This is a genomic window from Streptomyces sp. NPDC093064, from assembly GCF_044754605.1.
Classification (GTDB): Bacteria; Actinomycetota; Actinomycetes; order Streptomycetales; family Streptomycetaceae; genus Streptomyces.
This window is the reverse complement of sequence record NZ_JBIVPK010000017.1, coordinates 143285-162052: the sequence shown is the minus strand read 5'-3', so window position 1 is coordinate 162052 and position 18768 is coordinate 143285. Positions and strand designations below refer to the sequence as shown.

20 protein-coding genes and 4 pseudogenes are annotated in these 18768 nt (G+C 69.5%); 12 read left to right on the top strand and 12 right to left on the bottom strand.

From position 1 onward, the window contains the following. Nucleotides 1-50: 50 nt before the first annotated feature. The 7 genes from ACIQFZ_RS22090 to ACIQFZ_RS22060 form a co-directional block, all read right to left on the bottom strand. On the bottom strand, nucleotides 51-242 hold the full coding sequence (locus ACIQFZ_RS22090; protein WP_402691957.1) for a hypothetical protein: 192 nt from the start codon (nucleotides 240-242) through the stop codon (nucleotides 51-53). A 599-nt stretch (nucleotides 243-841) separates the two neighbouring features. Continuing rightward, on the bottom strand, nucleotides 842-1324 hold the full coding sequence (locus ACIQFZ_RS22085; protein ID WP_402691956.1) for an iron chaperone: 483 nt from the start codon (nucleotides 1322-1324) through the stop codon (nucleotides 842-844). Between the two features lie 60 nt (nucleotides 1325-1384). Further along, nucleotides 1385-2068, bottom strand: coding sequence for a glyoxalase (locus ACIQFZ_RS22080; RefSeq protein ID WP_365776072.1), 684 nt, complete (start codon nucleotides 2066-2068; stop codon nucleotides 1385-1387). Then, nucleotides 2068-2598 (bottom strand): helix-turn-helix transcriptional regulator, encoded by a 531-nt coding sequence (locus tag ACIQFZ_RS22075; protein WP_383059472.1) that lies wholly within the window; start codon nucleotides 2596-2598, stop codon nucleotides 2068-2070. The genes ACIQFZ_RS22080 and ACIQFZ_RS22075 overlap by 1 nt, the downstream gene beginning before the upstream one ends. A 299-nt stretch (nucleotides 2599-2897) precedes the next feature. Beyond that, on the bottom strand, nucleotides 2898-3308 hold the full coding sequence (locus ACIQFZ_RS22070; RefSeq protein ID WP_365426652.1) for a VOC family protein: 411 nt from the start codon (nucleotides 3306-3308) through the stop codon (nucleotides 2898-2900). Between the two features lie 106 nt (nucleotides 3309-3414). Continuing rightward, entirely contained in the window at nucleotides 3415-3576 is a 162-nt protein-coding gene (locus tag ACIQFZ_RS22065) for a hypothetical protein (protein WP_383059470.1), read from the bottom strand. 231 nt (nucleotides 3577-3807) lie between these two features. Next, complete coding sequence (locus tag ACIQFZ_RS22060) at nucleotides 3808-4389, bottom strand: WHG domain-containing protein (protein ID WP_365426646.1); 582 nt, start codon at nucleotides 4387-4389, stop codon at nucleotides 3808-3810. Nucleotides 4390-4509: 120 nt separating this feature from the next. On the opposite strand from ACIQFZ_RS22060, the pseudogene ACIQFZ_RS22055 reads away from it, so the two are divergent. Next, a pseudogene (locus ACIQFZ_RS22055) lies at nucleotides 4510-5387 on the top strand (hypothetical protein). Nucleotides 5388-5507: 120 nt separating this feature from the next. On the opposite strand, the pseudogene ACIQFZ_RS22050 reads toward ACIQFZ_RS22055, so the two are convergent. Further along, nucleotides 5508-5712: pseudogene (locus ACIQFZ_RS22050) on the bottom strand (IS5/IS1182 family transposase); the annotation flags it as partial. Nucleotides 5713-6280: 568 nt separating this feature from the next. On the opposite strand from ACIQFZ_RS22050, the gene ACIQFZ_RS22045 reads away from it, so the two are divergent. Next, nucleotides 6281-6478, top strand: coding sequence for a hypothetical protein (locus tag ACIQFZ_RS22045; RefSeq protein ID WP_365426640.1), 198 nt, complete (start codon nucleotides 6281-6283; stop codon nucleotides 6476-6478). Between the two features lie 221 nt (nucleotides 6479-6699). Here ACIQFZ_RS22045 and ACIQFZ_RS22040 read toward each other — a convergent pair whose 3' ends face one another. Further along, nucleotides 6700-7635: an AraC family transcriptional regulator gene (locus ACIQFZ_RS22040; protein WP_402691955.1), complete on the bottom strand. Its 936-nt coding sequence runs from the start codon at nucleotides 7633-7635 to the stop codon at nucleotides 6700-6702. 137 nt (nucleotides 7636-7772) lie between these two features. Between ACIQFZ_RS22040 and ACIQFZ_RS22035 the strand changes: the two genes are divergently transcribed. From ACIQFZ_RS22035 to ACIQFZ_RS22020, 4 genes and pseudogenes are all read left to right on the top strand, one after another. Then, nucleotides 7773-8702: an NADP-dependent oxidoreductase gene (locus ACIQFZ_RS22035; protein WP_402691954.1), complete on the top strand. Its 930-nt coding sequence runs from the start codon at nucleotides 7773-7775 to the stop codon at nucleotides 8700-8702. Nucleotides 8703-9310: 608 nt separating this feature from the next. Further along, the gene (locus ACIQFZ_RS22030) at nucleotides 9311-9988 is read left to right on the top strand and encodes a hemerythrin domain-containing protein (protein WP_365430124.1); all 678 of its coding nucleotides are present in this window, start codon (nucleotides 9311-9313) and stop codon (nucleotides 9986-9988) included. Nucleotides 9989-10190: 202 nt separating this feature from the next. Then, nucleotides 10191-10889 carry an SDR family NAD(P)-dependent oxidoreductase gene (locus ACIQFZ_RS22025; RefSeq protein ID WP_402691953.1) on the top strand — a complete coding sequence of 233 codons (699 nt, stop codon included), beginning with the start codon at nucleotides 10191-10193 and terminating at the stop codon, nucleotides 10887-10889. Between the two features lie 18 nt (nucleotides 10890-10907). Next, nucleotides 10908-11141, top strand: a pseudogene (locus ACIQFZ_RS22020) (hypothetical protein); the annotation flags it as partial. A 26-nt stretch (nucleotides 11142-11167) separates the two neighbouring features. Here the strand turns inward: ACIQFZ_RS22020 and ACIQFZ_RS22015 are convergent. Further along, a complete protein-coding gene (locus tag ACIQFZ_RS22015; RefSeq protein ID WP_365430120.1) occupies nucleotides 11168-11905 on the bottom strand; it encodes an SMI1/KNR4 family protein in 738 nt (245 codons plus the stop codon). A 765-nt stretch (nucleotides 11906-12670) separates the two neighbouring features. Between ACIQFZ_RS22015 and ACIQFZ_RS22010 the strand changes: the two genes are divergently transcribed. The 4 genes from ACIQFZ_RS22010 to ACIQFZ_RS21995 all read left to right on the top strand — a co-directional run bounded on the left by ACIQFZ_RS22010 (nucleotide 12671) and on the right by ACIQFZ_RS21995 (nucleotide 15176). Beyond that, nucleotides 12671-13921: a hypothetical protein gene (locus ACIQFZ_RS22010; protein WP_402691952.1), complete on the top strand. Its 1251-nt coding sequence runs from the start codon at nucleotides 12671-12673 to the stop codon at nucleotides 13919-13921. A 194-nt stretch (nucleotides 13922-14115) separates the two neighbouring features. Then, nucleotides 14116-14400 carry a hypothetical protein gene (locus tag ACIQFZ_RS22005; RefSeq protein WP_402691951.1) on the top strand — a complete coding sequence of 95 codons (285 nt, stop codon included), beginning with the start codon at nucleotides 14116-14118 and terminating at the stop codon, nucleotides 14398-14400. A gap of 20 nt (nucleotides 14401-14420) precedes the next feature. After that, nucleotides 14421-14549, top strand: coding sequence for a hypothetical protein (locus ACIQFZ_RS22000; protein ID WP_383059459.1), 129 nt, complete (start codon nucleotides 14421-14423; stop codon nucleotides 14547-14549). 129 nt (nucleotides 14550-14678) lie between these two features. Continuing rightward, nucleotides 14679-15176, top strand: a complete 498-nt coding sequence (locus tag ACIQFZ_RS21995) for a PP2C family protein-serine/threonine phosphatase (RefSeq protein ID WP_383059457.1) — start codon at nucleotides 14679-14681, stop codon at nucleotides 15174-15176. Nucleotides 15177-15194: 18 nt separating this feature from the next. Here the strand turns inward: ACIQFZ_RS21995 and ACIQFZ_RS21990 are convergent, their stop codons facing one another. Together ACIQFZ_RS21990 and ACIQFZ_RS21985 are read right to left on the bottom strand one after the other, a co-directional pair. Further along, nucleotides 15195-15671, bottom strand: coding sequence for a MarR family winged helix-turn-helix transcriptional regulator (locus tag ACIQFZ_RS21990; RefSeq protein ID WP_383059455.1), 477 nt, complete (start codon nucleotides 15669-15671; stop codon nucleotides 15195-15197). Nucleotides 15672-15809: 138 nt separating this feature from the next. Next, nucleotides 15810-16232 carry an SsgA family sporulation/cell division regulator gene (locus ACIQFZ_RS21985; protein WP_365430112.1) on the bottom strand — a complete coding sequence of 141 codons (423 nt, stop codon included), beginning with the start codon at nucleotides 16230-16232 and terminating at the stop codon, nucleotides 15810-15812. A gap of 1648 nt (nucleotides 16233-17880) precedes the next feature. Here ACIQFZ_RS21985 and ACIQFZ_RS21980 point away from each other — a divergent pair. Beyond that, nucleotides 17881-18108, top strand: a pseudogene (locus tag ACIQFZ_RS21980) (IS5/IS1182 family transposase); the annotation flags it as partial. Nucleotides 18109-18152: 44 nt separating this feature from the next. Further along, entirely contained in the window at nucleotides 18153-18689 is a 537-nt protein-coding gene (locus ACIQFZ_RS21975) for a hypothetical protein (RefSeq protein WP_402691950.1), read from the top strand. Nucleotides 18690-18768: the final 79 nt, after the last annotated feature.

Here is an 18768-nt window from a genome sequence, read left to right as displayed (position 1 = left end):
CATGATCCACAGGGGCCGTGTTCGCCTACTTTCGGGGCCCACTACCGACATCAACCGATCAAGTCAGGATGAGCCGGGCAAACGCCGGGGCCCTGTGCGTCAGCCGTCCCGGCAAGCACCTTGGCGTCCCCGGAGTTCACGGTCACGGCATGCGTGCCCGCGTCGTGGTGGAACGCAGGCAGCTTGACGTCCGCCGCGCCGCCGTCGAGCGTGGCGCGGTAGGTGTTGCCGTCGACGGTCACCGTGACGGTGCCGGTCGGGGTGGTGCCGGTGGCCGTGGCCTATACGTACTCTTCTGGCCGACGACAACACCGAACCATGTCTGACCGCGCTCGCTCACGACCTCGGATACTGAGCCGCACGCCACCAACCCATCGCCGATCTCGCCTCGCTGCCCGGTGCCGACAGCGAAGCCGACGCTCTGGACGCGGTGACGCCCATTGCCACACGAGACGGTGGCTTGCCCGTCCGGCTCGGCCGCGTCACGGGTCTGCGGGCGTGGGCTGCCGCCGTCACGGACCCGTATGAGGCGCGAGCCCGTCGCATCGAACTGGTACGGGCGGCCACGCACAGGTACGCCACCCACGGCCATGCCGAGGAGACGATGCTGGTCCACACGGCCACAGCCCCCAACACAGTGCTCCGGTCAAGGGTGCCCCGGCCACGCTCCTCCGAGTCCGCCTCAGCACTGCCGGGTTGCGCGCGTCAGTGGAGGACGGAACCGGCGCATTTCGGCTCGCCTTCCCGTGGAATCAGCCCGGCCGCGGCGACGCGCTGTGCCAAGCGTGTGAACTCTTCCACGGCTCGGTCACGTTCGCGGCCGGTGCTGCCCCAGCCGGTCTCAGCCCACCGCCTTCTTGACCAGCGCGCTGATGCGCTGTTCGTCGGCCGCGGTCAGCTCCTTCAGGGCATATGCGGTCGGCCACACGGCGCCGTCGTCGAGTGCCGCCTGGTCGCTTAATCCGAGCGTGGCATACCTCGACTTGAACTTCTGCGCGCCCTGGAAGTGGCACAGGACCTTGCCGTCTCTGGCGTAGGCGGGCCTCCCGTACCAGAGCTTGGGCGTGAGGTCCGGAGCGGCGGTCGTGATGATGTCGTGGATCCGCTCGGCGAGGACCCGGTCCGCTTCCGGCATCTCGGCGATCTTCGCGAGCACGTCCCGCTCCGCCGCCGCCTCCTTCTCCGCCCGCGAACCGCGCCGCGCCTGCGCCTTCTTCTGCTCCCGCGCGTGCTCCTTCATCGCGGCCCGCTCCTCGGCGGTGAATCCGTTGTACTGCTCAGCGGTCGTGCCGGAGTTCTCGGCGGACGGTTTCGTGGACTGCATGGCAGGTTTCCTCCCGTACAGGAACGAGGCAGGCCGGGGCCGGGGGTGCGAGGCCGCGGGTCAGGACAGTGCAGGCGCCGTGGACGGCGCGGGGGTGAGCGACGTGGCAGCCTCCCAGGCGAATCCGTCCGGGTCGGTGAAGGAGCCGGCGGTGCCGCCGACGACGATGCGGTGCGAGCCGGTGCCCTCGGCGGGGACGCCGAGATCCTTGGCCAGGCCCCGGCGCTTGTACAGCGCCAGCTTGACGGGGCTGGACTCGCCGGAGGCGAACTCGGCGTACTTGCCGCCGAAGCTCCTGGCCACGCTCAGGCCCCGGCCGACATAGAACTGCTTGCTGGCCTTCACGTCCTCGACGCCGAGCAGGAGGACGATGTCGTCGATCTCGCGGGTGGCCGGGCCGGTGTCCTTCTTCGCCGAGGTCGCGACCTTCCAGATCGTCCCGTCCGGCGCCTGGACGACGCCACCGTAGCCCCACAGCGACTTCGCGGCGGGCTTCAGCACCGTGGCACCGGCGTCCACGGCGGCGCCGACGAAACCGTCGACGGTGGCCGGCCCGGACACCGTCAGCGCCAGCGTGAAGCCGCGGAATCCGGCGGAATGCCCCTCGGACGCCCGCAGGCGCAGGTGCGCGTCCACTCCGAAGGCGGTGTAGAAGCGGCGGGCGGCCTCGGGGTCGGCCACCTCGAGGGTGACGGTTGCGATGGACGTGTGGGATGCGGTGGATGCGGTGGTTGCCATGGCCATCACGCTAGGGGCCACCCGGCGGCCGGGGCTTCTCGATTCCTGACCGGTCTCGTCACCTGCTTCGCCACACACGCCGGCATCCCCTCCACCGTGACCCCAGGCCCCCCATCACCGGCCGTACTCGCGGCATCGGCACGGCCGCCCGCCACACCCGCCGCATCCGCCGCGCGGCGCCGGAAAGCCCCGGGCGACATGCCGACCAGCTCGGTGAAGCGGGTGGTGAACGTGCCCAGCGACGCGCAGCCGACCGCGAAGCAGACCTCGGTGACGCTGAGGTCGCCACGCCGCAGCAGCGCCGCCGCACGCTCGATGCGCCGCGTCATCAGGTACGCGTACGGCGACTCACCATAAGCGGCCCGGAACTGCCGGCTGAGGTGCCCGGCGGACATGTTCACACCGCGGGCCAGCGCCTCCACGTTCAGCGGCTGCGCGTACTCCCGGTCGATCCGGTCACGGACGCGCCGCAGCCGCGCAAGATCGGTCAAGCGCTGCGCCTGGACGCGTGCACGCCGCCACTCGGGCCGACACATGAAAATCCCCTTCCGTGTCTCTTCCATCAACGCCTACCAGCGCCTGAGATGCCCGCCGACACAGGCACCCCAGGCACTCGGTGATGAGGACCGGCCCGCCGGAGCCGGCCAGCCGGCCGAACAACTGCCGGACGGCAGCGGGAAGAACTCCGGGCTCCAATCCGATTCGACTCCGGTTCAACGAGGCTGCGGACGCGGCCCCGGCGGGCGGCCGGCAAGGCGGGCACCACCGCGATGGAGCACCGCGTTCCTTACAGGTGGCCGCAGTGCCGGCACGGCCGGACCGATACCCGCACGGCTCAGCGAAGCTCCTGGATACGGACCAGGTTGCCCGCAGGATCGCGGAAAGCGCAGTCACGGATGCCGTACGGCTGCTCGGTCGGCTCCTGGACGACCTCGGTATCACCGGCCTGCACCCTCTCGAACGTAGCGTCGAGGTCCGGGGTGGCCAGCAGGATCCAGCCGTAGGTTCCCTTGGCCATCATCTCGGTGATGGTGCGCCGCTCGTCCTCGGTCACTCCCGGATCGGCGGCCGGCGGCGCCAGAAGGATCGACGTGCCCGGCTGACCGGCCGGACCGACCGTGATCCACCGCATCCTGCCCTGCCCGACATCACTGCGGACCTCGAAACCGAGAACGTCACGGTAGAAAACGAGCGACGCATCCGGATCATCATGCGGCAGGAAACTCGCGTGAATAGTGATATCCATGACGCCCAGGCTAGAACCCGCTCCGCCCCCCGCGCTTCTCGATTCCTGACCAAGCCGCCCCCGCCCCTCCTCCACCCCCGGCCTGACGGCACGGTTACCGCGGCGACTACGGGCACAGCAGCCCGCGGCTACGGGCAACGGGACCGATCTGGCTGGGGTGCCAGCCGGGAAGCAGCCCGGCCAGCCGGCACACGATCACACCGAGATCAGGATCCGCCAGCGGCACGAACTCGAGGAACAGAACCCCCTCGCCCTGCTGGCCGACCATACCCCAGACTCTGACACACCCCTGCGACAGCGGCCTCCCCCAACTAGCGGCGCAACTGCACGCGTCGACCGAGGCAATCCCGCGCCGCTTCACCCGCGCCTGCCTGCGGATCGCCGCGGCGCTGACCCGCCCGATCCGCTGGGAGCTCATCGCCTAGCGAACACCTTCATGCTCCAGGACATCCTCAGCGAACCGGAGTTGGGGCGGGCGGCTCCTGAAGGCAGCGGTCGGCTACGGCACCTCCGCGACGGGGTGGTCGTCGAAGAGTGCGCGAAAGGTCTCGGCGGGGTCGTCGTCCATAACCGGGAGGCTGCCGCTGAGCTGGAGGGCGGCGAAGCCGTGGGCCAGTGACCAGGCGGCCAGCGCGGTGCGCCGACTGTCGGGGCCGCGCCTGCCGGCAGGAAGGTCCTCGACGCCGGAGTGCAGCGCGCGGGAGGCGCGCTCCTTGGCGGCGGCGAGTTCCGGGTCGTGGCCGTGGAGCAACTGGGGCCGGAACATCACCTCGAAGTGGGCCGGGTGGTCCAGAGCGAACTCCACGTACCGCGCGCCCATTTCGCGTAGCCGGCCTGCGGTGTCGGCCGACACCGTGGCCAGGGAGGCGGCCAGTAGCTCGAAACCCTCCGTGGCAATCGCGGTCAGCAGCCCGGCTTTGTCCTTGAAATGGTGGGCGGGGGCGGCGTGCGAGACCTCAGCGCGGCGGGCGAGGTCGCGGAGGCTGATCGCGGCGACGCCGTCGCTCTGGACGACCTCCAGCGCGGCGGAGAGGACGGCCCGGCGCAGATCTCCGTGGTGGTACGTGCGTGGTGCGGCCATGCGCACCATGCTATCCCACATCTAGTCGCCGACAAGTAGTCATTGACAAGATGACGGGGCCGACGCAATCTAGTCAACGGCAAGTTCCTGATGGGTGACGGTGAAAGCGAAGGTAACGACATGACGCACGCCCTGCGCACAGTTCGACAGATGTGGCGGTTACTGGAGCCGGTCCATGCCACGCTCTACTACGCGCCGGAGGCCTTCGAGGAAGCCGCGGCCCTCGGCTACGCCACCGATGAGCGCTGGCCGAGCTACTTCGCCTACCGCGCCGCTCCGCTCGGTCCGGCCGGCCCACAGCTGGTGAACGCCCTCTTCTACAGCCTCAGCCCACAGATGGTGGAGCGCTACACCGAACAGGCCTGGCGGACCGCCGCGCCCGAGCAGGTCCTGAAGGCCCGCAGTGCGGCAGTGGACCGCGCACTGCGCAAGTTGCTCGGCGACCGGATCGGCTCGCCGGCGCTGCGCGAGGCCGCGGAACTGACCCGCCGCGTCTGCGAGGCGGCCGAGACGGCAGGCCGCCCCATAGCCGCCGCCAACGCCGCACTGCCCTGGCCCGACGAACCGCACAGAGTGCTCTGGCAAGCCGCCACCATCCTGCGCGAGCACCGCGGCGACGGCCACATCGCCGCCCTCCAGGCCCACGGCATCGGCCCCGCCGAGTCCCTGGTCTCGCAAGCCGCCGTCGGCGCCGCACCGCAGGAGGTGTTCAGCAGCAGGCAGTGGACCGACGAGGAGTGGTCCGCCGCCCGCGAACGCCCGCGGCCCGCGGCCTGGTGAAAGCCGACGGTAGGGCCACCGGCGAGGGACAGCGGGTCCGAACCGCGATCGAAAAGCTCACCGACGAACTCTCCGCGCCCCCTTGGGACACGCTCACGACCGACGAGGCGGCCCGGCTGGCCGAACTGCTCGTGCCACCGGTGCTCGACATCGTCGGCACCGGCCTCCTCCCGGCGCAGAGCACCCTCGGCATCGTCATGACGTACGACTACGAATGAGCGGTCGCATCCGGCCGGGAGTCGCATGGGCTGCAGGAAGAGCTGCAGTCGCTGCGCTCACCGCAACGAGCCCACTCCTTGGCCGCACAGCTGACAACTCGACGTGCCTAGGAGTCGTCAGGACCTGAGTGCGGCGACGGCCTGCTCGACGAAGGCCCGGATCTTGGCATGGGACCGGTTGACGGCCTGCTGACCGGTGGAAAGCAGCACCCACCTGCCGCGGCAGGGAAACGCGAACCGTGCCTCCGGCGCCCTGTTAGCCCCTGTCGGCCCGCCAGGGGACGCCGGCCAAGAAGAGCGCGTCGACGATGCCGTGTTCGCGGGACGGGCAATGAACCAGACTGCTGCTCTGCTCTCGGGCCAGCGCTGTTCCTGCTACCCCCGCCCCCCACCTTGCCGCGTCGGTCTGAGGTTGGAGAAGACTCAGCGTCGTGGACTCGCTTGCCGAGCGACGGGGCGGCCGGTCCCACCTTCGAGCGGAAAGCAAACAGAGGGCCGGGCCCTCGCGCACCCGATGGGATGCCGAAAATCCGATAAACCCTCACACCGTTCACCACCGGGTCATGCCAAAGCTGAGTACCCGTCATGAACGAGTCGGAAGCGCCTGCTTTCGGCGCGGAAGTGACCGCCCTGGGTGCCGGCTCAACCGTCACGTCTGCACCTGCTCAGCGGGCCATGTGAAGGAGTCGGTGTGTCCGGTCATTGCGTGGTCACACTGGTGAAGGCACATTTCGACCTGCGTCCCGTCCGGGACTCGGACGACTGGCCGCCCCATGATCGGCCTGCTTTGATCCTTCGCGTAGCGCAAACTCGCGGACAGAAATTCCGGTACCGGAAACCGAGCGAGCGACCGCTGCCGTTCAAAAGTGCTCATTCGAAGGGAACCACGCGTGATGAACCTCGCCCCCCAGGTTGCGACAGCCGAGATCTCCGACGCCGACCTGGACAACGTCTCCGGCGGCCTCGCGGTCGGCGGCTTCGGCGGTCTCTACGTCGACACGCCGATCGCAGCCGTCACCTCCGACGTCCTGGCCATCGCCACCCCCGAGGGCGTTACGGCGGGCACGGCCGTCCACACCACCGCCCTCTGACAGCAGCATCCAGCTACCGGTGGGTCCCGGATCCCCTGATCCGGGACCCACCGCGCTCTGCTGTCGGCGACGGCCGAGAAGTGAACCAGTAGCCACGCTCGGGTTCCGACACTTGCCGCAACTTTCCTCCCACCAAACGAACGCCAGGGGTTGAGGCGCAGGGTCCTCCTCATCGAGGCGGTCGCCGGTGGTGTCGGCGTACAACGGTCCCTGCAGCCGATTCAGCTCCTGCGCCTGTACGCGCCGGGGGCTAGCCCATGGGTGCGCTTGAACGCGTTGGCGAAGGCGAACTCGGAGGTGTATCCCACCTGGGCAGCAATGGATCTCAACGGCGCTTGTGTCGCCTGTAGCAGGCGGGCTGCCATGGTCAGCCGCCACCAGGTCAGGTAGCCGAGGGGCGGTTGGCCGATCAGTGCGGAAAAGCGCCTGGCGAACGCTGCCCGCGACAGGCCCGCTTCCGCGGCGAGTTTCGCCACGGTCCATGGCGCTGCCGGGTCCCGGTGGACGGCGTGGAGGGCGGCGGTGACCGCCGGGTCGTTGAGTGCCGCGGCCCAGCCGGTGGTGCTGCCGTGGGTGGGCTGTTCGGCAAGCCAGATGCGCAGGATGTACATCAGGAGCGTGTCCAGGAGCGCGGGGACGGTTGCGCTGGTGCCCAGGCGTGGACTGCCCGTCTCGGCGGCCAGGAGCTGCACCGCGGCGAGCAGCTCGGGGTGGCGGCCCGGGTCGGCCGGCAGGTGGATCAGATCCGGCATGGTGAGAAGCAGCGGGTGGGTTCGGGACGGGTCGAGCTGGTAGGCGCCGCAGAGGACCACGGTGACCGGACCGTCCCGGCCGAGCTGGCCGACACTGTCCGACGCGCAGGACTCGGGCAGCTCGGGATCGTCAGGGGCACAGGCAGGGACTGTGACCGCGGTTGCCGGGTTGTCGGCCAGGGTGTGCCCGCGGCCGTGCGGCACGAACAGCACATCGCCCGCGCCCAGTCGGAGCGGCGCCGCAGGTGGGGACAGGAGCCAGCAGGAGCCCTCCAGGATCACCTGGAATCCCGCAGACCCCGGAACCGACGCGAACTGCTGTCCCCACGGGGCATGCCATCGCACGTACGCCGACCGGGGCCGGCCGGTCCGCGCCACCGTGATGACATCGCTGAGCACATCCACGGGTGCGAGCGTACGCACGAGACGTACGCGATCGATGAGCACATGACGGGGGGCGAGCGTACGCATGAGACGTGCGCGCATGAATGAGGCACCCTGGCGCATGGATCGTCTCCCTGGGGCGGCCGTAGGTTCACGGCATGACGATGAAGACCGCGCGTATCCACGCCTTCGGCGACGCGTCCGTGATCCGCTACGACGACGTTCCGCAGCCTCGACCCCACTTGGGCGAAGTACTCGTCCGCGTCGCGGCGACTTCGTTCAATCCCACCGAGGCAGCGTTGCGCGCCGGACTGCTGCAGGCGTTCCTGCCCGTGAACCTCCCCTACACACTGGGCTGGGACGTCGCCGGCACAGTCGCCGAGACCGGCCCGGGAACCGACGGGCTTGCCGTCGGCGACCAGGTCGTCGGACGCCTGGACGGTGCCGGAGCAGCCGCCGAATACGTCCGGGCGCCGGCTGCACTTCTGGTCCCGGCGCCGGCCTCTGTTCCTCTCACCCGTGCCGCGGCCCTACCCGTGGCCGGCCTGACAGCCTGGCAGGCAGTGTTCGAGCATGGGAAGGTGAGAGCCGGTCAGCGGGTCCTGGTCAACGGTGCGGGCGGAGGAGTCGGCGGCTTCGTCACACAGCTCGCCAAGCACGCCGGAGCCGAAGTGATCGCCACTGCCGGCGCCCGCAGCAACCAGGCAGTCCGGCGACACGGAGCGGACCACGTCATCGACTACACCACCGGGCCCGTCGCAGCCGCGCTCGACGGCCCAGTGGACACCGTGTTCAATCTCGTTCCGCTGCTCCCACACGATGCCGCGGCGCTGGCGTCTGCGGTACGGCCGCACGGCCGGATCGTCTCGATCACCACCCCCATCGAACCGCCCACCGACACCGGAGTGAGCTCAATCCACATGATTGCCCGCAACGATGTGGCACACCTGGCGGCACTCGTAAAACTCGTCGACGCCGGTGACGTCACCCTCGACATCAGCGCATCACACCCGCTGACCGACCTCGCAGACATCCACCGCCTCAGTGAAGCCGGCCGGATCCGCGGCAAGATCGTCATCATCCCCTGAAACCGGCGACCGCACCCCGCTGCCGACCCCCGCACGCGAACGGCATACGCGAGCGCCCCAGACGATCCCTACCGCCCGGCACCCGCGTGATACCGGGTCAGTGCGCGCCGGCACCGCTCGAAGCCTTCGGCCTGCTCAGCAACGTGGGCCGGACTGATCGGCTTGTTGTACTGGGCGGTAATCCCGCGGGCCGCGCACTCCCCCACAACCGCATCCACCGACGGCTCCTCGATGCACACAACGGTGCTCCGCCCACACGTTGTAGGTGCGGAACCGGAGCGGGTAGCGGCTGACGCCTCATCGGCCCGGCCCCCGGGGGTCGGCCGCTGCGGCGGGCCGCGGAGCATGCCCCATACGATGAACCGCCCCACGGCTCGCGCCGCCCGGAGCAAGGCGGCGTTGCGCTCGCCCTCCAAAGCCGCCCGCACACTCGCGATTTCCGCATGAAAGCCCGCTGTGGCGTAGCTGGACACCCGGACCAGCGCCGGCGCGGCCATTCTCCGTCACACAGAACGATGGAAGTGCCCGTGGAATCGCTGTACGCTCGCCTCCCTGCCGAGCGCCGATGACCGCACGGCACTCCGGGGGGCCACACCGCAGGGGGGAAGATGGCGAAGCACCAGGCCGACGAGCCGGCCGACACACGCATGATGGGGATCATTCACGACGCACTCCGCAGGGACCTGGCACGTACCCGCACCGCACTCACCGAGCAGCCGTATCCGGACGGCAACCGGCGGGTCGCGCTCGCCGACCACCTCCGGTGGATGATGCGCTTCCTGCACGACCACCACAGCAGCGAGGACCGTGGCCTGTGGCCGCTGCTGCGAAAGAAGGCGCCGGATGCCGCGGAGTTGCTCGACACCATGGAACAGGACCACGCAGGCATCTCCGACGCGATGACCGCTGTCGTCTCTGCGGCCCACAGGTATGCCGAGGGCGGATCCGACGAGACCAGAGCCGACCTGCTGGCGTCACTGACCGCGCTGGAGGATGCGCTCCTCCCGCATCTGCAGCGGGAGGAACAGCAGACGATGCCCGTCGCCGCGTCCGCGTTGACAGTGGGCGAGTGGCGGACTTGGGAGCAGGAATTCCACATCAAGCAGAGGTCGTTCACCGAGCTGGGCGACGAGGGGCACTGGCTGCTCGACGGCCTCGACAGCACCCGCTACCAGATCGTCGTCCGCCAGGTGCCGACAGTACCGCGGTTCATCCTGCTGCACGGCTTCGCCCGACGCTACCAGCGCCGGGCCGCACTGCGCTGGCAACCGAACTCCCCACACTGACGCCTCACCGGCCCGGCCGGTTCATGACAGCGGCGCACTCATCGCCGCCGCGAAGAACGACCGGCGCCAGCACCCCGGGCCGACGCGGATGGTCCTCACCCCCACAGCGCACGACACGGCTGCCGGCCGGCCTCCCGGAGCACGACGTCCTCGACCGACAGCCCGACTGGTCGGCGCCGGCAGCCGGCCGAACCATGGATACATGACCATCACCTGCATCACCGGAGCCAACAAGGGCCTCGGCCGCGAGACCGCCCGCCGCCTCATCGAACTCGGCCACACCGTACTCATCGGCGCCCGCGACCCACAGCGGGGCACGGAAGCCGCCACCACGCTCGGAGCACGGTTCGTCCAAATCGACGTGCGCGACGACGCGTCGGTGGCCGCCGCAGCCGCGGATGTCGCCGAGCACGAGGGCACCATCGACGTGCTGATCAACAACGCCGGCATCCCCGGCCCCGTCGGCGATCCCAGCACCCTCACCGGCACCGAGGCCCTCAAAATCTTCGACGTCAACGTCATCGGCGCGGTGCGCGTGACGACCGCGTTCCTGCCACTGCTGCACCGGTCACCGGACCCGGTCATCATCAACGTCAGCAGCGGAATGGGCTCACTCGCCCTCACCCACGACCCCTCACGGCCCGAATCCAAAGTCATCGCACCGCTGTACACCGCCTCGAAAGCGGCCCTGACAATGCTGACCACCCAATACGCCAAAGCCCTGCCCGACATCCGGATCAACGCCGCCGACCCCGGCTACACCGCCACCGACCTCACCGACCACAGCGGCCCACAAACCATCACCGAAGGCACCGACGCAATCGTCCACCTCGCCACCGAAAAACTCGGCGCCCCCTCCGGACGCCTCCTCGACCGACACGGCGAAACCACCTGGTCCTAGGGCGCGTATTCTCGCTGCCTCACTGGCCGTCGTGCCTGCCCGCCTGAGGACTGCGGTGGTGTGTGGGGATACGACTACCTCGTCGAGATCCTCGCCGACCCCAGCCACGACGAGCACGAGGAACGCCTCGAATGGCTCGGCCTGAACACCGCCGACCAGTTCGGCCCGGCCGCATTCGACCTGACCGAGGTCAACAAAGCCCTCTCCGACTACCAATCCGTCCTCCGTCCTGATCCCGAGCTGACCACCTAACGCCCCAGCCGCAAGAGCCAGCACCATCAAGGCCCTCGCAAGATCGTGAAGTAAAACGATGTCGTCGTGCCGGTCACCACGTCGAGGATGAACCGGCTGCACGACACTGGACAGGCCTCCCAGAGGGGGCCGCGCCCCTCGTTGAGGAGGACTGTCCATTCCTCCGGCTCGGCACCGGGCTGTCCGAGCCAGTACAGGAAGTGTCCCGCACCTTCCACGTACCCCCAGGGCACCAGTCTGGCGTTGCCCTCATGGAGTTCCGTCGGCTTGTCCTCGCCTGCTTCCCAGAGCTCGGCGAGGATCTCCTCGCGTTCCGCGGTCCGGGCGACGAGGTCGTACATCGGATCCGGGCAGCCCGGCTCCAGCAGCCTGAGCATCCCTGCGAAGAGCCCGCCGCCGTATGGTTGGACGAGCCGTTTGCAGTCGGCCGGCAAGACGATGCCCAATGCCTCCTGCACGGCGGCCCACTTCACGGTTCGGCCGCTGCCGGACGGCGGGCAGCGGCGCACCAGGGGTTCGGTATGGCGCAAGCTCCGGGCCGTCTGTAGATCGCCCGGCAGGGCGCTGAATCGCGGTGGGGTCCTGGTGGCGTCCAGCACCACCGCGCGCATCCGATCGCCGACGGCGGCGCGGGGCGTGTCCGACCGCCATGAGGGGTGTTTGGTCTGGTCGATGAAACCGTCGTGTCTGTCCGCGCGGACGGCAATCCCCACCGGAGCCACGGCCGTGACCACTACGTCGTGCTCCTGGTGATCGGCGAGCATGACATCCACCCTGCACCATGTCGGCAGGAGGGCACAACAGTGGATGGACGGGCCGGGACCCCGGCGCGCTCACCGCGCGCCCGGCCGGCACCCGTAGCCGCTCAGGGGTACGAGGGTGCCTCTTTCGCTGCGCGGCACACGACGGAAGACGGCTCCTGGCGGCGGCGCGTCGACAACCGGTACTCGCCAACCGCCGCCCCCGGCTCCTGCGTGCGCGCGGGCGGCAGCAAGCCAGGCGGCAGCTCGTTGCGGTGCCGGCCGAGGATCTGCCGCAGCGCACGACCGCGGGCGGGATCCGGGCGGTAAGCCATGGCGAACAGGACGGCAGGCCATCAGCCCTCACTCGGCCACGCCGTCAACACGCCGCCTGCTGCTTGCCGGAAAGGGTGATGTGGGCGCGGGGCATACTGCCGTACACGAGAACTTGCGACGGGCGCGCTCCTCACTCCCCCACCAGCCCTGCACCACCAGGCGCCCGGCCGCCTCCGCGGTCGGGTGGAAACGGTGAGACTCGTCCACGTCAGCCACCCTCGTCCTCGATCCCCGCAGGCGCACCGCCGAGCTGGAAATCGAGCCGGCCATCTACCGCCGTACCGCCGTACCGGACCAGCCTTCAAGCAGTCCACGCCCGGGGGTGTGGCCAGCACCACTCCGACCAATAAGGCAAATCATGCCATCATCGACATCGTGCAATATTCAACCATTTTCGCTCGGTGGCATGCCGCGGCCGACTGGGCACCGCGACTGCTGCGGACCCTGCGGACAATGCGTCCCCGGCGGGCAGCCAGCGCGTCGGTGCAGTGGGCCAAGGCGCTGATCGCGGCGCTGTCGTCCTGGGAGGTCGCCTCGCGGTGCATCCCCGGGCAGCAGCAGTACCTGGCCGTGGCCACCGCGCTGCTCATGGTCAATGCCCCTACCGTCTACCGGTCGGTGACGCAGGCCGCCCGCAGTCTGGCCACCCGCGTGGCCGGACTGTCGCTGGCCGTGGCCGTCGTGTGGCTCTTCGGCTCCAGCGCGGGAAGTACTGTGGCGGTCGTCGCGATCGCGTTGGTCGCCGCCGGCCGTCAGAGCTCCGACAGCCGGCTGCAGGTCGCCTCCACCGCGGTACTCACCCTGGCCGCGGCCACCACCGCCCCGGTGGGCCAGGTGGCCGCGCTGGCCCTGGAAGCGCTGGTCGGTGCAGCGGTGGGAACCGCGGTGAACGCGCTCATCCTGCCGCCGCTGCACCTGGGCGCCTCCCACGCCTCGGTGCGAGGTCTGGCCACGGCCATGGGCTCGCTCCTGGACGACATGGGCCGCGGACTGCGGGAACGGAAACACACCGACCGCGCGCACACGTGGCTGGAGCAGGGCCGACACCTGGAGGAACTGGTGGCGCAGGTACAAGAGGACGTGCACCGCGGCGAGGAGAGCCTGCGCTGGAACACGCGGTGCGCGGTGCACGGCGGACGGGAGCCGTCGACCCACTGCGAGGCGCTGCGCGCCCTGCACCGGGTGTCGTTCCAGGTCCGCGGCATCGCCCGGACCCTGGCCGACAACGTCGCGGACCGGCACTCCGACCACCGCCTGGGCCACCTCTTCACCGACCGGTACGCGGCGACCCTGGAGGCAGCGGGGCAGGCGGTCGAGTCGTTCGCCGCTCCCGGGCAGGCCACCGACGCCGGCGGGGTCGAGACCCGCGAGCGGCTACGCAAAGCCATTGGCGAAGCCACGGCCTGGCACGAGACGATGACCGGCCTGATCGAACGCGGCGCACTCGCCGAACCGGGAGCCTGGCACGTCTACGGATCACTGATGACCGACGTCGAGCGCCTCCTCGCCGACCTGGACCACGCCGACCGGTCGACCGCAGCCGCCCCGAGCCGCCCGGCCGAGGATGGCCTCCGCGGCCCGCACAAGCGGATCCCCGCACCGGCGACGGCTGCCCATGCCGGCCTCCGCCCCGTCCAGCATCGACCGTGGTGGCAACGCGGGCTCCTGGCACGAAGAAGCACAGGCGGTCGCAGTTCCGGATGAGTGGGAAGAGGCCGTCGGCCGCGGCGTGTCTGCGGCCGTGCTTCGGTCGCCGTAGTGCGGAGCGCAGCGCAGACTGGCGCCTGAGGCCTCTCCACGACCGGCTTGAGGAGCTCAGGAAGACGGGGCGTGAGAGACAATCGCACGCACCGGTCGGCCAGAGGCGCTGGCCGTCCTTTCTGCCTGCCGCAGTCATCGTGGCCGCGATCGTCCTCGGTCTGTTCACCCGAGGGATCAGCACCTTCCCCCTCCTGGCGGCCGCGCCGGTGCTGGCCGCACCCGTGCTCGCCCTGCAGGGCACGATCACCACCGGGGTGGCGGGGATCGTCATCGGGGAACTCGAGGTGGCCGCCAGAAGCGGGGGAGCTTTCCTCACCCATCCCGTCCAGCTCGTCACCGTCGTCGCCCTGACGGCCCTGGCCGCCGTCCTCAACCGGCTGATGGCCCGCTACCGGCAGCAGCTCAAGGACACCGCGAGGTAGCCGAAGCCGTCCAACGCGCCGTGCTCCCCACGCCCTCCGACCGCATCGGGCCGCTGGCCGTGGCCGTCCGGTACGAGGCCGCCATGCGGGAGGCCGCCATCGGCGGCGACCTGTACGCCATCCACGCCACCCCCACGGGGTCCGGCTGATGATCGCCGATGTGCGCGGCAAGGGGATGGGGGCGGTGAGGACCGTCAACGGGCTGCTGGGCAGCTTCCACGAAGCTGCGACCCGGGTGCCCGACCTGCCCGGGCCTGGTCGGCCGCCTGGAGGAACGCATGCAGGAGCTGAACGCCGAAAGTGCGGAGGGGGCGGAGTCCTTCGCCACCGCCGCCGTCATCGAGATCGCCGGCGACGGCTCCGTCCTGTACCTGTCCAACCTGGGGCACTGCGCGCCGCTTCTCGTCCATCAGGGCCGAGCGCGCTCACTGGATCCGGCCGATCCCACGCTGCCGCTGGGCTTGGGCGACCTGGGCCGCATACGGGTGCCGGTGGAGCAGTATCCCCTGCCTCCCGGCGCAACCCTGGCGCTGTTCACCAACGGCGGGCTGGAGGCCCGCGACCGCCACGGCGTCTTCTACGACCCCGTGCCACACCTGTCCCGCCCCCTCCCGTCGGACCCGGCCGCGATCCTGGACACCCTCCTCGCCGACCTGGCCCGGCACACCGGCGGACGCCTGGACGACGACGCCGCGCTCCTGGCCGTCACCCATCAGCGGGATGCGTGCGACGGTGCCGCCGCCCAGTCCGTCGACCGGACATCCCAGGGCGGCTGACCCCGACAGCCGGCGGGTTCACCGGGTGGGTTCGCAGCCTTTCGAGTGGTCCCCCGTGTGCAGCTGGGCCAGGATCTCGTGCAGAGATTCCAACTGCGCCTGCGACAGCCGGTCGGCGAACATCCGCTCCACCACCTCGGCGTTGGTGCGGGCCGCGCTGCGGATCAGCTTCCGGCCGGCCCCGGTCAGCCGAATCGTCGCACCGCGCGCGTCGTCCGCCACCGGGGAACGGCAGACGAGTCCGCGGTCGGCGAGCCTGTCGCACAGGCGGCTGACCGCGCCCTGTGTCAGGACCACCTGCTTATTAAGCTCCCGCAGTCGTATCCCGCCGAGCGGGATGTTCACGAGGGTGTCGAACTCGCTGACGGAGAGGCGGTGGCGTTCCGCGAGTTCCTTCTCGATCTCGCCGAGTACGTCATGCTGCACCTGCAGGAACGTACGCCACACCGCGACCTTGAACGCCCTGGTGCCGGTCGCGGGCCTGGGCCGTGACATCGCGGGCCTCCTCCGGTCGGCACGGATGATTGTGCATACATCATCTTCGCAGGCCACTGACAGGTGCCCGGAGGCGCCGTCCAACCTCGCCCTCCTACGGGAGGCAGCCACCCCGAGGATGCCTGGCGGCGGGTGGCTTCAGGACGGCCCGTCCAGGAACCGGTCGAGATGGCTTTCCAGGTCAAGGCCCAGTGCGTCGGTCTCCTGGGCGGCGGGCACCAGTTGGTACGTGCGAAGCAGCCAGTGCTCGACGGCCGGAAGTGCGGCGATGAGGTGGGCGAACCCGCCCGGAGGAGTCAGGCGAAGGTGCAAAAGTGCTTCCGGACCGGACCCGGTCGGCCACACCCGCACATCCCCCTCACCGCTGGGTGCCAGCAACCCCCGCAAGAGCAGCTCGCGTGAGATGACCCAAGGCACTGGGCCTCGGACGAGGTCGTGGAAGAGGAACTCCACCACGAGGGGGTCCTTCGACCTGTAAAGCAGTTGAGTCGGCACCCGCAGCCGTACGCCCAGGGGCGACACGAGCTCCGTGTCAAGCATGTGGTCTACACAAGTGATCATGGCTCTGAGTGTGTTCGGGGACCGGGGTGGTGTCGGGTGTCGGCAGTGGGAACATTGCGCGGGCCCGGCACCGACGCGGCCCTGTGGTCAAGGGGAGAAGCGGTCTGCCCGGCCTCCATCCCTTGGAATTCGGGTGCCGAAGCAGGACGACGCATGATGACGGCCCCTTTGAAGAGGTTGCGCTCGGCCCGTGGGGGCGGTGGCTGGGAACGTCCGCTGGGGGCGCGGGGGCGGCGTTCGGTGTCATGGCTGCTGCTGTCCCTTAAAGCAGCCCCGACTGCCGCCCCCGCTGTCCTGTGATGCCCGCCCGCATGGGCCGGGGTGGCTCAGACAGCGTCACTCGCCCACTGGCGTGCGACAGCCCAGGCAGTGGCGGCCTTGATGACTGCGGTCCTCAGCGGTGTGAACGACCGTCGTGCTCCAGGCCCCAAAAGGTGTATCCATGGCCGTCAGCCCAACGGAGCTGGTCGAGGACCCACAGACGACGACCATCGTCGATACGCACCCAGTAGCCCCCGCGGTCGTCGTAGCGGATCCAGTAACGACCTCCGTCGTGATCCCGGACCAAGAAGCGACGTCCACCCTGATCCCGGTCCCAGTGGCCACGATCGCCGCTACCGCGGCCGTTGAACGTGCTGTGCCAGTTCCCGCGGTAACTGTGCCGGTCCCCGTGGTGGCCGTCAGCGGTTCGGACGACCGATACGGCGCCCGAATGGCTGCTGCTCGGGTACGTCGCCGCCGAGGCGGAACCACCGGTAGCCAAAAGCCCGGCCGCCGCGACGACGGTAGAAGTGATCGCGACCACAACCCGACGCATAGTCCTGCTTGCCATGATTCCTTCTCCTTGCTCACCCCGTGGTGTGAATGGGCGGCTTCGCTGGCATTTGCCTGCCCTCAGACCCTTGAGACAGTAGCCCGAGCTTGTTGAACAGTGAACTACCCAGGCGGTGAGGTCCGCCACGCGGCAAAAAGTCGTTGCGTCGGAATATTTCTGCGACAGCCGCTGTTGCGAGCCGGTTTTCGGGCCGCAAGCCAGGACACCTGCTCCCCTCGTTCCACTTCAGGGGGAGCAGCCGCCGGGGATTTGATCCTCTGCTCGAACAGCCCGGCCGCCTGCATCCGCACCGACTCCCGCCGAGCACGAGCCGTTCCCCTGACGAGCTAGCGGACGCCGTCGACCAGCGCGACGAGCGTTCGCAGAGCCGGGCCTCCGCAAGGCGTTCGCCCGGCTCGAACTCCGAGGCCCGGGTTCAGGGGCGGTCAGGCCAGGTTCCGGTCACCTCGGCCGACGGTGGAGCAGGGTGGCCCGCCGGTCGTGCTCGGTGATCCCGTCGGCGGGGCGGTGGGGTGTCCAGCGGTGGACCCCGCGCTCCACGGGCAGCACCTCGACGACGGCTTCCAGCGGTGGGTAGCCGAAGTTCGCCGCAGCCGAGTTGGCGGATCACGACGGCGCTGTCGTCGTCCAGACCGAGCAAGACGCGTACGGCGTCCCTCAGTTCGCGAAGGTGCGGACCCGACCAGGCGATTCCTGGGCGTGGTTCCAGGTGCGAGGACGAACAGGGAGCCGATGATGTGGATGAAGCGGTACTCGTCGACATAGAACTGGGCGTGGATGTATCCGCCGGGGACGGCCGAGGGCCAGGACGGATCCCTACGCCGATGGCTACGCAGCCGAGGCATCACCCACCGTGTCGCCCTCAAAGGCGTTGAGCCCTCGCAGCGACTGGGCAGACACTGCTGGGTGGTTGAGCGGACAGTGTCCTGGCTGGCCGGCTGCCGACGCCTGCATCGTCGCTACGAGCGCAAGGCCAAGCACTTCCTCGCGTTCGCCGGCATCGCCGCAGCTCTCATCGGCTACCGAAGAGCCATGAATTGAAACTCCATCAAGTCGCACCTGCCGCAGCGATATACCGTGTGGCCATGTCGGCGTTCACGCAACAGCTCCCCGCACTGATCGGCGTGGTAATCGGTGCCCTTGGATCGTATGTGGCGAGCACGCGCGGCGACCAAGCCCGCTTCCGTCGCGAGCAGGCGGCCCGTTGGGAAGAGCGGCGGCTGACAGCCTACGCCGACTACGCCAGGTCGCTGAAGAAGAGTGTCACCCTGGCATACCGGATTGCGGCGTACCTCGGCAACGACCCACACCCGCACCCCTTGTCACCCGAGGAAGCGGCGCCTCACCTGGCCGATGCCACTGATGCCCGGGACCCGGCCGGGGAGGCGCTGTTGATGCTTGGTACCCCGGACGTGGTGGAGAAAGCCCGCGAATGGGTCGTCGTGGTGATGGAGATGGAAGGATTCTTGCGAGACCAGACTCATAGCCCGGAATCCTGGTCCACCATGCTCAAGCGCCAACGCGCCGCACGTGAGCGGTACTACGCGGCCGTCCGCCGTGACCTGGCGCTCCCACCTGGCCATTCCGGGGAATGGCGACTTGTCCCGCCCCAGACTCCCTGAGTACCCACTGCATGGCGGCCCGGGGCTGTCGAGATCGGGGCGTCCCTGAACATTTTCGGCCTTAACCGCCGAATGGTTC

Coding starts and splice junctions, on each gene's coding strand:
- ACIQFZ_RS22085 (WP_402691956.1), bottom strand. CDS start 1,324: ATGCAGTCCACGAAACCGTCCGCCGAGAACTCCGGCACGACCGCTGAG.
- ACIQFZ_RS22080 (WP_365776072.1), bottom strand. CDS start 2,068: ATGGCCATGGCAACCACCGCATCCACCGCATCCCACACGTCCATCGCA.
- ACIQFZ_RS22075 (WP_383059472.1), bottom strand. CDS start 2,598: ATGTGTCGGCCCGAGTGGCGGCGTGCACGCGTCCAGGCGCAGCGCTTG.
- ACIQFZ_RS22070 (WP_365426652.1), bottom strand. CDS start 3,308: ATGGATATCACTATTCACGCGAGTTTCCTGCCGCATGATGATCCGGAT.
- ACIQFZ_RS22065 (WP_383059470.1), bottom strand. CDS start 3,576: ATGGTCGGCCAGCAGGGCGAGGGGGTTCTGTTCCTCGAGTTCGTGCCG.
- ACIQFZ_RS22060 (WP_365426646.1), bottom strand. CDS start 4,389: ATGGCCGCACCACGCACGTACCACCACGGAGATCTGCGCCGGGCCGTC.
- ACIQFZ_RS22045 (WP_365426640.1), top strand. CDS start 6,281: ATGAACCTCGCCCCCCAGGTTGCGACAGCCGAGATCTCCGACGCCGAC.
- ACIQFZ_RS22035 (WP_402691954.1), top strand. CDS start 7,773: ATGACGATGAAGACCGCGCGTATCCACGCCTTCGGCGACGCGTCCGTG.
- ACIQFZ_RS22030 (WP_365430124.1), top strand. CDS start 9,311: ATGGCGAAGCACCAGGCCGACGAGCCGGCCGACACACGCATGATGGGG.
- ACIQFZ_RS22025 (WP_402691953.1), top strand. CDS start 10,191: ATGACCATCACCTGCATCACCGGAGCCAACAAGGGCCTCGGCCGCGAG.
- ACIQFZ_RS22015 (WP_365430120.1), bottom strand. CDS start 11,905: ATGCTCGCCGATCACCAGGAGCACGACGTAGTGGTCACGGCCGTGGCT.
- ACIQFZ_RS22010 (WP_402691952.1), top strand. CDS start 12,671: ATGCGTCCCCGGCGGGCAGCCAGCGCGTCGGTGCAGTGGGCCAAGGCG.
- ACIQFZ_RS21995 (WP_383059457.1), top strand. CDS start 14,679: ATGCAGGAGCTGAACGCCGAAAGTGCGGAGGGGGCGGAGTCCTTCGCC.
- ACIQFZ_RS21990 (WP_383059455.1), bottom strand. CDS start 15,671: ATGTCACGGCCCAGGCCCGCGACCGGCACCAGGGCGTTCAAGGTCGCG.
- ACIQFZ_RS21985 (WP_365430112.1), bottom strand. CDS start 16,232: ATGATCACTTGTGTAGACCACATGCTTGACACGGAGCTCGTGTCGCCC.
- ACIQFZ_RS21975 (WP_402691950.1), top strand. CDS start 18,153: ATGTCGGCGTTCACGCAACAGCTCCCCGCACTGATCGGCGTGGTAATC.